This is a genomic window from Streptomyces sp. NPDC094448, assembly GCF_044763775.1.
Taxonomy (GTDB): domain Bacteria; phylum Actinomycetota; class Actinomycetes; order Streptomycetales; family Streptomycetaceae; genus Streptomyces.
Map to the genome: position 1 here is coordinate 63001 of NZ_JBIWGU010000002.1, position 13707 is coordinate 76707.

The following is a 13707-nucleotide window of genomic DNA, read 5'->3' on the forward strand; positions in this document are numbered from 1 at the left end:
GCCCGGCCGACGGGCGCAGCCGCCCGGCGCCGCGGCTCCTCAGCCGGCGGTGGCGGCTGCGGCAGCGGCGGAGGCCCGGCGGGTGGCGGAGATCGTGGCCGAGCCGACCACGCGAGTGCCGTCGTACAGCACGATCGCCTGCCCGGGGGCGACACCCCGGACCGGCTCGGTGAAGACAACCCGCAGCTCACCGTCGACCGCCACGGCCGTCACCGGGGTCTCGCCGCCGTGGGCGCGCAACTGGGCCGTGTACTCGCCCTGGCCCTCGGGGGCCGTACCGCACCAGCGCGGGCGGATCGCGGTCAGCTCCGTCACATCCAGCGCCTCCGCGGGGCCGACGGTGACGGTGTTGTCGACCGGTGAGATATCGAGGACGTACCGCGGCTTGCCGTCGGGCGCCGGATGCCCGATGCGCAGCCCCTTGCGCTGGCCGATGGTGAAGCCGAAAGCACCGTCGTGGGTGCCCAGCCTGGCGCCGGACTCGTCGACGATATCGCCCTCCGCCCGGCCCAGACGGTCGGCGAGGAACCCCTGGGTGTCGCCGTCGGCGATAAAGCAGATGTCGTGGCTGTCCGGCTTCTTCGCCACGGCCAGACCGCGGCGCTCGGCCTCGGCGCGGATCTCGTCCTTGGTGGTGAGGGTATCGCCCAGCGGGAAGAGCGCATGGGCGAGCTGGCGCTCGTCGAGCACACCGAGGACGTACGACTGGTCCTTGGCCATATCGCTGGCGCGGTGCAGCTCGCGGCGGCCGTCCGCGTCGGTGACGACGGTGGCGTAGTGACCGGTGCACACCGCGTCGAAGCCGAGGGCCAGCGCCTTGTCGAGCAGCGCGGCGAACTTGATCTTCTCGTTGCAGCGCAGACACGGATTGGGGGTGCGGCCCGCCTCGTACTCCGCGATGAAGTCCTCGACGACGTCCTCTCGGAAACGTTCGGCGAGATCCCAGACGTAGAAGGGGATACCGATCACATCGGCGGCACGGCGGGCGTCGCGCGAGTCCTCGATGGTGCAGCAGCCACGGGCGCCGGTGCGGAAGGACTGCGGATTCGCGGAGAGCGCGAGATGCACGCCGGTCACGTCGTGACCTGCTTCGACGGCACGGGCGGCGGCGACGGCGGAGTCCACGCCCCCCGACATCGCGGCGAGCACCCGGAGGGGGCGCTGAGGAGTCGTCTGAGTCATAGCCCTACCAGGGTACGGTCCTCGTGAAACGAGAGCTCGCGAGTATGCGTCGTAGGAGACATGGAGAGCGAAGCAGAGCCCGAGAACGGACGCCCCGGCAGTGACGGTGGTCACGACGGCGCGGGCCGCGGCAGTGGATCGTCCCCCGGGGGCGCCGAGGCCTCAGCGGCCGCAGCAGCATCGGCGGGTGCGGCGGACGGGCGGCGTGGTGACGGCGGGGGCCGGACGGCCGGGCGTGGCCGCCGCCGCCGCCGCCGTACGGAGGGCCGCCGCGCCCGCGGGGAAGGCGGGGGCGGTGCCGACGGCCGGGACGGCGGGGGCCGCCGGATCGGGCGGCGGGGGCTGCTGCTCGGCGGCGCGGCCGTGCTGGTCGGCGGCGGAGTACTGGCACACGACTCGCTGGCCCGGTTGTGGTGGCGGATGCCGGGGATGACCAAACCGCGCAAGGAAGGTGAGTTGGATCACGCGGGCGCGCAGTGGACCGCCGCGGCGCGGGCCAACTGGCGGCTCGCGGACCGGCCCGACGACTACCGCATCGACCGCGTGATCATCCATGTGGTGCAGGGGAGCTTCCCGACGGCCCTGCGGGTCTTCAAGAATCCCGGTCACGGCGCCGCGACGCACTACGTGGTGGGCAAGGACGGGAAGGTGGCCCAGATGATCCGCGAGCTGGACGTGGCCTTCCATGCGGGAAATCGTTCCTTCAACGAGCGCAGTGTCGGCATCGAGCACGAGGGCTTCGTCGACCGGCCGCAGGACTTCACGGACGAGATGTACGCGGCGTCGGCGAAGCTGACGGCGGGGATCTGCGTCCGGTACGGGCTGCCTGTGGACCGTGAGCACATCATCGGGCATGTGGAGGTGCCGGGGACGGATCACACCGACCCGGGGCCGCACTGGGACTGGGAGCGCTATCTGAAGCTGGTGCGTGCGGCGCTGCCCGGGGCCCGGGAGCAGCTGGCTGCCGAGGCCGGGAAGTAGTCGGTACGGCCTCCGCCGGGGTGTCCGGGCGGGGGCCGGACGGCCTGTTCCGGGCCGCCGCGCGGCGGCCGGGCCCCGCCCGGTCCGGGCCCGGCCACCGGGGGGAGCCGTCCGGTCCGGGTGGGACCGTCTGATTCGGGTCCGGCTTCGGGTTGGGGTCCGGCTTCGGGTTGGGGTCCGGGTCCGGGTCCGGCTTCGGACACCGGGTCGGAGTTCGGCCGCCCAGGGTCGGACGTGCGTGTCCTGGGCCCGGACCCTCGCGGGGCCGCCGAGCACAGGTGCGGCGTCAGCGGGGGCGGGGGTTCCTGTTCCGGTTGTGGCGTGGGGTCGCCGTGTCGTGGCGTGTGGTCGCCAATTGGTACTGAACGGCCGTGGTGCGGGGGATGCTCAGCTCAGACCCGCCGTACGGGCCCGGTCGACCGCCGGCCCGATCGCCTTCGCGAGTGCCTCCACATCCGCCGTGGTGGAGGTGCGGCCGAGGGTGAAGCGAAGGGTCCCTCGCGCCAGGTCGGGGTCGGTGCCGGTGGCGAGGAGGACATGGCTGGGCTGGGCAACCCCGGCGGTGCAGGCCGATCCCGTGGAGCACTCGATGCCCTGTGCGTCCAGGAGCAGCAGCAGCGAGTCGCCCTCGCAACCGGGAAAGGAGAAATGCGCATTGGCCGGGAGCCGGTCCTCGGGGTCGCCACCGAGGACCGCGTCCGGTACCGCGTCGAGTACGGCCCGGACGAGCTGGTCCCGAAGGGAGCCGATCTGTCGCGCGAACTCCTCACGGCGTTCGGCGGCCAGCCGTCCGGCCACCGCGAAGGAGGCGATGGCGGGAACGTCCAGTGTCCCGGAGCGTACGTGCCGCTCCTGGCCGCCCCCGTGCAGTACGGGGACCGGGGCGTAGTCACGGCCCAGCAGAAGCGCGCCGATGCCGTAGGGGCCGCCGATCTTGTGGCCGGAGACCGTCATGGCCGCGAGTCCGGATTCGGCGAAGCTCATATCGAGCTGGCCGAAGGCCTGGACCGCGTCCGAGTGCATCGGGATGCCGTACTCATGAGCCACGGCGGCGAGTCCGGCGACCGGCATCACGGTGCCGATCTCGTTGTTGGCCCACATGACGGTCGTCAGGGCGATGTCGTCGGGGTTGCGCTCGACGGCCGCGCGCAGGGCCTCGGGGTGGACCCGCCCGTAGGCGTCGACGGGCAGGTACTCGACGGTGGCGCCCTCGTGTTCGCCCAGCCAGTCGACGGCGTCGAGAACGGCGTGGTGCTCGACGGGGCTCGCGAGAATGCGGGTCCTGGCGGGGTCGGCGTCGCGCCGCTGCCAGTAGAGGCCCTTGACGGCGAGGTTGTCCGCCTCGGTCCCGCCCGAGGTGAACACCACCTCGCTGGGGCGGCCGCCCAGGGCGTCGGCGAGGGCCTCCCGGGCCTCCTCGACGGTACGGCGGGCCCGTCGCCCGGCGGCGTGGAGCGCGGACGCATTGCCGAACGCGCTGAGCTGGGCAGTCATCGCCTCGATGGCTTCCGGCAGCATCGGAGTGGTCGCGGCGTGGTCGAGGTAGGCCATGGTGGCCCGATTCTACGAGGACGGAAGGGGGTGCATCTGCGGCGCGTGGGGGTATGCGGGGCGGCACGGCCCCCCGGGCCGGGAAACGGCGGTCGGCGCGGGGCAGGGAACGGCGCCCGGCTCGGGGCGGTCCCGGCCGGTCCGACGGCGGCTCCCGGCCCCGGGGGGCGGCTCAGCGGGGCGCTTTCGCCAGTTGGCGGGACTGGGCCACCAGCCGGTCCGCGCTGTCCCAGACCTCGGCGTCCTCCTCCAGGAAGCCGCCGGCCAGATTGCGGGTGGCGATCGCGACCCGCAGCGGGCCGGGGGCGGGGCGGCAGCGGATATGGGCGGTGAGTTCGACGGTCGGGGTCCAGCCGGGGAGCCCCAGATCGAAGGAGGTGGGCGGGAAGAAGTCCACCGTGGCGAGCACGGAGAGGGGGTCCGGGTCCCGGCCGTCGGCGAGGGAGAACCAGCCGCGCACCTCTCCCTTGCCGGAGGGGTCCCCGAGCGCCCAGCCGACGGTGGCCGGGTCCAGCCTGATATCGAGGCGGCCCAGGATCGCCCAGGTCCGGGAGAGGTCGAGGCCCGGGGCGTCCGCGGGGCCGACGCACTGCTCACGGGGCGGGAGGACCGGCGGGGTGGCGGAGGTGCGGACGTCCCCGGTCAGACCGGAGAGATCGCCGTAGGTGGCGAGCACCCGGATCCGTTCGACCTCCCGGCCGTCCTCGTCCTTCTGGCAGAGGGATGCCTGCCCGGTGGAGAGCGTGCCGCCGGTGCGGACGGTCTGGGTCCGGATCACCGCGGGTCCGGGGGTGGAGGCGCTGACGAAATGGGCGGAGAGGGTGAAGGGATCGGAGTGGGGCAGGGCGTCGCCGAGGGCGCGGCCGAGCAGCCCCAGCAGATAGCCGCCGTTGACGGCGTGCAGGATCGTCCAGCCCGGCGAGAGGAGGGCGTCGTAGACACCGGGTTCCCGCAGGGCCACCGCGGTGTCGCGGTCGAATTCGCTGTTGCCTATCGCTGCCTGTGCTGCCTGTGCCATGGCCGCACCGTACCGCAAGCAAATACTAAGCGGTAGCTTTTGTTCGATCGGAATGGGGGGCGGTTCAGACCTCCTCCGTCGCGGTGGAGCGGCGGTTCCAGGCGCGCGGGGCCCGCCAGTGGAAGCGCATCGCCAGCAGCCGGATGGCGAAGGCGGTCAGCGCGGCCAGCGAGCTGGTGAAGGCGTTCAGGCTGTCGAAGCGGATGAAGAGCGCGACCATCGCGGCGCCCACGATCGCGGGCACCGCGTAGAGATCGCGGTCCCAGCGCAGCAGCGACGGCGCCTCGTTCGCGAGGACGTCCCGCAGGACGCCGCCGCCCGCCGCGGTCGCCACGCCCAGGACGGCGGAGGAAGTGAGGCCCAGCCCGTATTCGTACGCCTTGGTGGTGCCGGTGACACAGAACAGACCGAGTCCGGCGGCGTCGAAGACATTGACCCCGGCCTGGATGCGTTCCACGACCGGATGGAGGAAGAAGACGAGGACCGTGGCGACCAGCGGCATCAGAAAGTACCCGAGGTCGGTGAAGGCGGCGGGGGGAACGGCCCCGATGATCAGATCACGCAGCAGCCCCCCGCCCAGCGCGGTGACCTCGGCGAGTACCGCCATACCGAAGACGTCGAAGTTCTTGCGGACGGCGAGCAGGGCGCCGGAGATCGCGAAGACGAAGATTCCGGCGAGGTCGAGCGCATGCTGGACGGAGGGCGTGAACAGTTCTTGGAGCACCGGACGATTGTGCCGCCTCGTCCGGCGCCCGCTCGGTTCCGCTGCCGCGGACTACTTCCCGGTGTCCTCCGGACCGTCGGCTGCGGCCGTCCCGCCGGCGGTCTCCTCCGCAGTCCCGGCCGCAGTCCCGGCCGGGGACCCGCCCGCCGCGGCTCCGGCCTCGGGGTCCGTTCCGGTTCCGGTCTCCGGGCCGTTGTCCTCGGCCGCCTTCGGCACCGTGCTGACGATCTCGACCGCCTCCCGCGCCGATATCAGGAGCCGGTCGCCGGGGGCCGGCTGATCGGCGTCGTCCGCGTTCTCCGGGTGGTGGCAGGCGACCTGCTGCCCGGGGCGCAGTTCGACCAGCGGCGGCTCCTGCGTCCGGCACAGCTCCGTCGCCTTCCAGCAGCGGGTGTGGAAGCGGCAGCCCGGCGGGGGCGCGATCGGCGAGGGAACGTCGCCCTTGAGCAGGATCCGGTCGCTCTTGACCCCCCGCCGCCGCGGGTCCGGCACCGGCACGGCCGACAGCAGCGCCTTGGTGTACGGATGCATCGGCGACTCGTAGAGCGACTTGCGGTCCGCCAGCTCGACGATCTTGCCCAGGTACATCACCGCGATCCGGTCCGAGACATGGCGGATCACCGAAAGGTCGTGGGCGATGATCACATAGGTGAGGCCCAGCTCTTCCTGGAGGTCGTCCAGGAGGTTGACCACCTGGGCCTGGATCGACACGTCCAGCGCCGAGACCGGCTCGTCCGCGACCACCAGCTTCGGCTTCAGGGCCAGGGCCCTGGCGATGCCGATGCGCTGGCGCTGGCCGCCGGAGAACTCGTGCGGATAGCGGTTGTAGTGCTCCGGGTTGAGCCCCACGAGCCCCAACAGCCGCTGGACCTCCTTCTTGACCCCGCCCTCGGGCTCGATCCCCTGGAGCCGGAACGGCGCCGAGACGATGGTGCCGATGGTGTGCCGGGGGTTCAGCGACGAATACGGGTCCTGGAAGATCATCTGGACGTCCCGGCGCAGCGGACGCATGCCCGCGACCCCGAGGTGCGTGATGTCGTGCCCCTGGAACTCGATATGCCCGCCGGTCGGCTCCAGCAGCCTCGTGATCAGCCGGCCCATGGTCGACTTTCCGCAGCCGGACTCGCCGACGACGCCCAGGGTCTCGCCGGGACGGACGTCGAAGGAGAGTCCGTCGACCGCCTGGACGGCCCCGGTCTGCCGCCGCAGCAGCCCCTTGCGGATCGGGAAGTGCTTGACCAGGCCCTCGACCCGGAGCAGCGCCTCGGGCCGGTCGTCCGCTCCGGTCCGGTCGGCCTGCCGGGGAATCTTCACGTTGTCACTCACAGCTTGGGCGCAATCTCTTCGGTCCAGATCCGCGTCCGCTCCTCCTTGGACATGTGGCAGGCGGAGAAGTGCCGTCCGCCCACCTCCTGGAGTTCGGGGCGGACGGTGCGCGTCACATTGTCCTTGGGTACGTCGGCGTACGGGCACCGCGGGTTGAAGGCACAGCCGTCGGGGATGTTGATCAGGCTGGGCGGGGAGCCCTTGACCGGGATGAGCCGCTCGGTCTGGTCCCGGTCGATCCTCGGCATGGAGCCCAGCAGTCCCCAGGTGTAGGGGTGCTGCGGCTCGTAGAAGACCTGCTCGGCCGGTCCGCGTTCGACACAGCGTCCGCCGTACATCACCAGGATGTCGTCCGCGAGTTCGGCGACGACGCCGAGGTCGTGGGTGATGATGACGACCGCGGACCCGAACTCCTTCTGGAGATCGCGCATCAGGTCGAGGATCTGCGCCTGCACGGTCACGTCGAGCGCGGTCGTCGGCTCGTCGGCGATCAGCAGCTCGGGGTTGTTGACCAGCGACATCGCGATCATCGCGCGCTGACGCATCCCGCCGGAGAACTCGTGCGGATAGCTGTCGACCCGCTTGTCGGGCTGGGGGATGCCGACCCGGTCGAGCATGTCGATCGCCCGGGTCCTGGCGGTCTTCTTGTCGACGTCGTGGTGGACCCGGTAGGCCTCCACGATCTGCCGGCCGATGGTGTAGTACGGGTGGAGCGCGGACAGCGGATCCTGGAAGATCATCGCCATCTGCCGGCCGCGGAGCTTGCGGACCTCGTCCGGGTCGCTGCTCAGCAGTTCCTTGCCGTCCAGCCAGATCTCGCCGGATATCCGGGCCTTGCCGCGGCCGTGCTGGCCCGCGGTGTGCAGACCCATGATCCCCAGCGAGGTGACGGACTTTCCGGAGCCGGACTCGCCGACGATCCCGAGGGTCTTGCCCTTCTCCAGCCGGAAGCTCAGCCCGTCGACGGACTTGACCAGGCCGTCGTCGGTGGGGAAGTGCACGCGCAGATCCCGGACCTCCAGGAACGCGGTGGGCGCGGGGGCTCCCGCGGGGGCCACCTCACCGGGCGCGGTGGCCGGGGCTTCGGCGGCCGGGGCTTCGGCGGCCGCGGACTTCTTCGACTCGGTCATCCGATCCTCACTCGCGGGTCGACGACGGCGTACAGCATGTCCACGACGAGGTTCGCGACACAGATGAACAGGGCGGCGAAGAGGGTGACGCCGAGGATCAGCGGAAGGTCCTTGGAGCTGATCGACTCGATGGCGAGCTTGCCGAGACCGGGCAGGTTGTACGTGGACTCGGTGAGCACCGCGCCACCGAGCAGAGCACCCAGGTCGAGCCCGAGCAGGGTGAGGACGGGGGTCCAGGTGGAGCGCATGGCGTGCCGTCCGATGACGACCCGCTCGGTCAGTCCCTTGGCGCGGGCGGTCCGGATGTAGTCCTCGCCCATGATCTCCAGCATGGTGGCGCGGGTGAGCCGGGCGTACATCGCGGCGTACAGGAAGGCCAGGGTGATCCACGGCAGGATGAGGCTCTGGAACCACTGGGCGGGATCGTCCGCCAGGGCCTCGTACTCCCCGCTGACCCAGTCCAGCTGCCAGCTGAAGACGGCCAGCGAGATCAGACCGGTGAAGTAGATGGGGAGCGAGACGCCGGCCAGGGCGACCGTCATCGCGGCCCGGTCCCAGAGGGTGCCGCGGCGCAGCGCGGAGACCACACCGGCGGCGACACCGCCGACGACCCAGAGCAGACAGGCACCGCCCGCGAGCGACAGGGTGACCGGGATCGCCTCGGTGAGCTGCGGCCATACGGCCTGTTCGGTACGGAAGGAGTAGCCGAAGCAGGGGGCAGGGCACTTGGTGACATCGGTGCCGTTGGCGTACTCCCGGCCGGCGAAGATGCCCTGGACGAAGTTCCAGAACTGCACCAGCACCGGATCGGCGAGGCCCAGCTTCTTCCGGATGCCCTCGATCGCGGCGGGGTCGGCCTGCTTCCCGGCGAAGAGATACGCCGGATCGGAACCGGCCCACTTGGGGAGCACGAAGAAGATGACGAAGGTCGTCAGGGTCACGACCAACAGCATCATGGCGACGGCGAACAATCGCCGGATGACGTAAGCAAGCACTGTGCGCGGCCCGGCGGCGGGGGGGGGGGGGGGGGGGGGGGGGGGGGCCCCCCCCCCCCCCCCCCCCCGCCCGAGGCCATCACCTGCCCTTCGGGACTGGCGGGTTGGGCGATGGTGGGGTGGTGCCGGTGGTGACCCGCGCCGTGGGGCTGCGGGTCACCACCGGGATCCTCGGGTGCGGTGGACTACTTGACGACGCCGAGGGTGACGTAGTCGTAGCGACCGCTGTACGCCGCGGTGGAGTAGGCGTTGGTCAGCCGCGAGCTGCGCCAGGTGATGTTCTTCTCGTACACCAGCGGCATCTGGACGGCGAGGTCCGCGACGGCGTGGTTCATCTGCTTGTAGATCTCACCGGCCTTGTTGGGGTCGGTCTCCAGCAGCGCGTCGTCGAAGAACTTGTTGATCTTCGGGTCGTTCGTCTGCGACATGTTGTAGTTCGCGTTGTCCGCGATGAAGCGACCGTCGATGATCGGCTGCGAGAAGCCCTGGCCGGTCGGGAAGTCCGGACCCCAGCCGGTCATGATCAGACCGAGGTTGCGCTGCTTGACGACCGCCGGCGAGCCGGTGATGCTCGACGACTCGGCGCCGTCGATCGGGTCGACCTGGGTCTTGATGCCGACCGCGGACAGCGACTCCTGGAGGGCCTCGGCGGCCTGGACCTCACCCGGGTTGTTGCTGCGGGCGCTGATGTTGGTGGAGAAGCCCTCCGGCTTGCCACAGGCCTTCAGGGCTGCCTTGGCCTTGGCGGTGTCCGGCTTGCCCTTGCGCGCCAGCACGCCGAACGGGTCGTAGTCGTCGGCGCCCTTGACGTCCTTCGGCAGCATGTTGGGGGCGATGTCACCACCGGCCTGCGGGCCGCCGCGGACCTGCTGGATCGAGGCGAAGTCGGTCGCGTAGATGACCGCCTTGCGGCACTCGATGTTGTTGAAGGGCGCCAGGGTGCTGACGATGTCGACGTAGCGGACGAAGCTCGTCGTCATGTTGTCGACGTTGTCCTTGTGCTCCTTGAGCGCCTTGGTACGGCCGGCCTGGCCCATGCCCGTGGCGTTCAGGTCGACGTCGTACTCGCCCTTGATGAGCAGCTCGTCGATGGCCTCGATATTCGAGTTGATGGTGACCGTGATCTTGTCCGGCAGGGCCGGGCGGATCGGGTCGGAGGCCTTGTTCCACTTGTCGTTGCGGACCAGGCTGATGCTCTTCTTCGGCTCGTACTTCTCGAACTTGTACGGGCCCGAGGAGAACGGCTTCAGCTGGTACTGCGCGCCGTTGTCCTTCGACTGCTTCACCGGGGAGCCGGCCGGCATGGCGAGCATCTGCTCGAAGTCGCCGTTGGCCTTGGGCAGGTTGAAGACGATGGTCTTGTCGTCGGGCGTCTGGATGGCCTTCAGACCGAGCTTGTCCGGGGTGGTGTCCTTGTACGGGCCCTTGTAGGTCCCGGCCGGGTCGAGGACCTGGCGCAGGTAGGCGGGGCCGCCCGGCAGGACGTCCGTCGCCCAGACGCGCTGGATGCCGTACTTGATGTCCTTGGACGTGATCGGGGTGCCGTCCTCCCAGGTGATCCCGTCCCGGAGCTTGTACGTGTAGGTCTTGCCGCCGTTGGTGATGACGGCCTTCCCGGCGGCCAGGTCCGGCACCAGTTCGGCACCGGCGGCGCCCGGCTTGGTGGCGTAGCTGACGAGCTGGCGCGAGTAGAAGCGGGAGAAGTCCCAGGCCATGCCGTAGTACTGGCGGGTCGGGTCGGCCGAGTCCAGGTCCTGCTTGCCGATGAACTTCAGGGTGCCGCCCGTCTTGGTGGACGGGTTCGCGATGCCCTTGGCACCGGCGTTGAAGCCGGCGCCCTTGCCGCCTGCCTTGTCGTCGTCGCCACCGCCACCACACGCCGCGGTGGCCGTGAGGGCGGCCACGACCAGGGCCGCCACGGCGATACGCCCGGGCCTCGACGAACGTTGGGGAGTCATGGTTGTTGCAACCTCCGGAGTAGCGCGGTCCCTGCTCGACGCCGGGAAACCATCGGGGAGCCGCCTGACAGGTGTGGCAGGGGCACGTTCTGTTGTCTGCGGCGGCCGGGCGGGGCCGCCGGGGGTGCTCACCGGGTGCCCTTGGGGTCGAGCGCGTCCCGCACGCCGTCGCCGAAGAGGTTGAAGGCCAGCACCGTGATGAAGATCGCCAGTCCGGGGATCACCATGAAGGTCGGGTCGGACTCGTAGGTCTTGACCGCGGTGGAGAGCATCTGGCCCCAGGACGCGGTCGGCGGACGGACCCCGGCGCCGAGGAAGCTGAGGGCCGCCTCGGTGAGGATGTTGGTCGGGATCATCAGCGTCGCGTAGACGGTGATCGGGGCCACGAGGTTGGGCAGCAGTTCCTTGAAGAGGACGTAGCGGCGGCCCGCGCCCAGGCTGCGGGCGGCCTCGATGTACTCCTTCTCGCGCAGCGAGAGGGTCTGGCCGCGCACGATGCGCCCGACGTAGGGCCAGCCGAAGAAGCCGATCACTGCGACCAGGATGGCGATTCTGACGCTGGAACCGGTGAGTCCGAACAGGTCGTTGGGCAACACCGCGACCAGGGAGATGATGAAGAGCAGCTGCGGGAAGGAGAGCAGCATGTCCATGACCCGGCTGATGATCGCGTCGACCCAGCCGCCGAAGTAGCCGGCGACGATGCCGAAGAGGGTGCCGAGGAACACGGCCACGACCGCGGCGAGGAAGGCCACCAGCAGCGAGATCCGGGCCCCGTAGACCACCCGGCTGAAGACGTCGCGTCCGGTGTTGGGCTCGACGCCCAGCAGATGCTCGGAGCTGATTCCGCCGAAGTCGCCCTTCGGGGTGTTGAACAGCGGGTCCAGCTTGTCCTGGTGGAACTTGTTCGGCGGATGCCCGAAGAGATCGACGATCAGCGGGGCGAAGACCGCGACGAGCACGAGAAAGATGACAACGATGCCGCCTGCCAGCGCCAGCTTGTCCCGCTTCAGCCGGGACCAGGCGATCTGCCGCAGAGACCGCCCTTCGACAGACTTCCTGACTACAGCCGCCGCGACATCGGCGGGCGCGGTCTTCTCCGCGTCCGCGCTCGTGTCGTGCATTGGTGCCGTCATCGTGGTGGGGACCCCTCTCGGCCGGAGGTGACCGGCCCGTACCCGCCGCTGTAGCGGCTTCTTTCACAACATCTGGTGCACGTGGAGCAGTTGGTACAAGAAGTACGTTCGACCCGGCGGCACGCGGGGACGAATGTCCCCCTGCTGCGGGAGTCTTCAACGGTGCCGCGATCACTCGCCAGACCTCCCGGCCAATGGTTGCCCAAACGTGATGCATGGCGAGGGAATCCGTTATCCGGACGGTATCGACGGCTGAGCGGGGCGCCATCTCCCCTGCAACCCGGGGCAGTTGAGCCAGTTTCCGATTATCGGACAGTTGATGTCCTGCGAATCCAAGGCACCCCGGGAATGGCATCCGCAGATTCCTTGCCATGAACCTGATCTTGAGGGGAAACCCTAGGCAGGTCGGGGTACTCCGGCGCTCCCCGAACAGATGCGCGACATTCGGCCGTCCACCGGCCGGTCACGGTGTACCGGCCGGCTGTCGGATGGCCGGAACCGTCATGGAAAAGGGGGGTTCCGGCCGGCCTCCACCCGTCCGGGAACCAACCGGAGCCCGGCGTCGGCGGAGGAACGGCCGGGACGGGGCGGGCGGAACGGGAGAGGAAGACCGGCCCGGGGTCAGCGGCCGGCGGCGGACGGATAGCCGTAGCCGCCGGGGGCCGCCTGGGCCTCGCGGTCGTAGAACGGCCTGGCGTGGGCCAGCAGCCACATCCCCACCGGGTCGTACTCGTCGGAGAGCGCGACGGTCGACACCGGCAGCCCGTCGGGCACCGCCGCGATGGACTGCTGCATCATGGCCCGTACCGCGTCCACGGACGGGCGGCTGGTGTCGTACAGGTCCAGCCCGATAGCGAGATAGGGGGCGCCGAGCGCGGGCTGAACCCAGACGCGGCGCAGCGAGCGGACGGCCGGGGTCTGCTGGGCGTTCCGTGCCAGCAGGGCGTAGAACTGGGGGATGTCGATCGCCGGTTCGGAGAGCCGCAGCGGGCCCGCGGGCATCCGGTCGAGCCCGGTCGCGATCCGCCGCAGATCGGTCCAGGGGATGCCGACCCCGCCGCCGGGGGCATGCGGATTGAGCCAGATGCCCCAGCGGTCGGGGTAGAGGGCACGGGCGATATCGAGCCCGCTGACCACCTCGTGGGCACGGCTCCAGCCCGACGCGGAGAGTTCCTGCGCGGAGGTGACGGCGGGCGCGTAGCCGTGGCCGTCGACCTCCAGATTGCCGTACTGGGCGTCCGGTGTGCCGGGACGGCCGTTCCACAGCAGCATCCAGATCCGGCCGCCGACCGGATCGGCGAGGGCCGCGAGGAGCGCCTCGTACGCGTCGTACCGCCCCGGCGTCACCTGGCGGAGCATGTGCTCGATCTGCCCGGCCGCGGCCGTGCCTGACGCGCTCACCCTGTTCCGCCCCTCTTGTCCCAACGGTCGTCCGTGCCCCCGGGCCGCGGCCCGGACCGCTCCCAGCTTACGGCGCGCCCCTTCGTTTGGTGGCGTCCTCCGTGATGCGGCGGAGCCGTCGGCCGGTTCCCCGCGGACCGTGCGGCGGGGCTTCCCGCCGCCCGGACCGCGGTCTAGGTCGTGTCGTCAAAATGGCGCCGTCCGCCCGAAGGGCGGGGCCTGCGGCTCCCCCAGCCCTGCGGCTGGGGGGACCCCCAGGTGCGTGCAATCGCAAGGCGGTGGGTTTCCCTCGTACTGGACGTACTCGG

At 70.5% G+C, this 13707-nt stretch carries 11 protein-coding genes; 1 reads left to right on the forward strand and 10 read right to left on the reverse strand.

Annotated features, from left to right (window positions below):
- Nucleotides 1-39 precede the first annotated feature (39 nt).
- Nucleotides 40-1182: a tRNA 2-thiouridine(34) synthase MnmA gene (gene mnmA / locus ACIQ9E_RS03805; protein ID WP_403701493.1), complete on the reverse strand. Its 1143-nt coding sequence runs from the start codon at nucleotides 1180-1182 to the stop codon at nucleotides 40-42.
- Nucleotides 1183-1509: 327 nt separating this feature from the next.
- On the opposite strand from mnmA, the gene ACIQ9E_RS03810 reads away from it, so the two are divergent.
- Nucleotides 1510-2163 (forward strand): N-acetylmuramoyl-L-alanine amidase, encoded by a 654-nt coding sequence (locus ACIQ9E_RS03810; protein WP_403702871.1) that lies wholly within the window; start codon nucleotides 1510-1512, stop codon nucleotides 2161-2163.
- Between the two features lie 387 nt (nucleotides 2164-2550).
- On the opposite strand, the gene ACIQ9E_RS03815 is transcribed toward ACIQ9E_RS03810, so the two are convergent.
- From ACIQ9E_RS03815 to ACIQ9E_RS03855, 9 genes are all read right to left on the reverse strand, one after another.
- On the reverse strand, nucleotides 2551-3714 hold the full coding sequence (locus tag ACIQ9E_RS03815) for a cysteine desulfurase family protein (protein ID WP_403701496.1): 1164 nt from the start codon (nucleotides 3712-3714) through the stop codon (nucleotides 2551-2553).
- A 172-nt stretch (nucleotides 3715-3886) separates the two neighbouring features.
- Nucleotides 3887-4732 (reverse strand): thioesterase family protein, encoded by an 846-nt coding sequence (locus tag ACIQ9E_RS03820; RefSeq protein ID WP_403701499.1) that lies wholly within the window; start codon nucleotides 4730-4732, stop codon nucleotides 3887-3889.
- 64 nt (nucleotides 4733-4796) lie between these two features.
- On the reverse strand, nucleotides 4797-5456 hold the full coding sequence (locus ACIQ9E_RS03825) for a trimeric intracellular cation channel family protein (protein WP_403701502.1): 660 nt from the start codon (nucleotides 5454-5456) through the stop codon (nucleotides 4797-4799).
- 51 nt (nucleotides 5457-5507) lie between these two features.
- Nucleotides 5508-6782 (reverse strand): ABC transporter ATP-binding protein, encoded by a 1275-nt coding sequence (locus tag ACIQ9E_RS03830; protein ID WP_403701505.1) that lies wholly within the window; start codon nucleotides 6780-6782, stop codon nucleotides 5508-5510.
- On the reverse strand, nucleotides 6779-7912 hold the full coding sequence (locus ACIQ9E_RS03835; protein WP_403701508.1) for an ABC transporter ATP-binding protein: 1134 nt from the start codon (nucleotides 7910-7912) through the stop codon (nucleotides 6779-6781). Before ACIQ9E_RS03835 ends, ACIQ9E_RS03830 begins: the two co-directional genes overlap by 4 nt.
- Entirely contained in the window at nucleotides 7909-8883 is a 975-nt protein-coding gene (locus ACIQ9E_RS03840) for an ABC transporter permease (RefSeq protein ID WP_006346423.1), read from the reverse strand. Before ACIQ9E_RS03840 ends, ACIQ9E_RS03835 begins: the two co-directional genes overlap by 4 nt.
- A 209-nt stretch (nucleotides 8884-9092) precedes the next feature.
- Nucleotides 9093-10865 (reverse strand): ABC transporter substrate-binding protein, encoded by a 1773-nt coding sequence (locus ACIQ9E_RS03845; RefSeq protein WP_403701511.1) that lies wholly within the window; start codon nucleotides 10863-10865, stop codon nucleotides 9093-9095.
- Nucleotides 10866-10993: 128 nt separating this feature from the next.
- Nucleotides 10994-11998 carry an ABC transporter permease gene (locus ACIQ9E_RS03850; protein WP_403701514.1) on the reverse strand — a complete coding sequence of 335 codons (1005 nt, stop codon included), beginning with the start codon at nucleotides 11996-11998 and terminating at the stop codon, nucleotides 10994-10996.
- Between the two features lie 621 nt (nucleotides 11999-12619).
- Nucleotides 12620-13399: an enhanced serine sensitivity protein SseB C-terminal domain-containing protein gene (locus ACIQ9E_RS03855; protein ID WP_403701516.1), complete on the reverse strand. Its 780-nt coding sequence runs from the start codon at nucleotides 13397-13399 to the stop codon at nucleotides 12620-12622.
- Nucleotides 13400-13707: the final 308 nt, after the last annotated feature.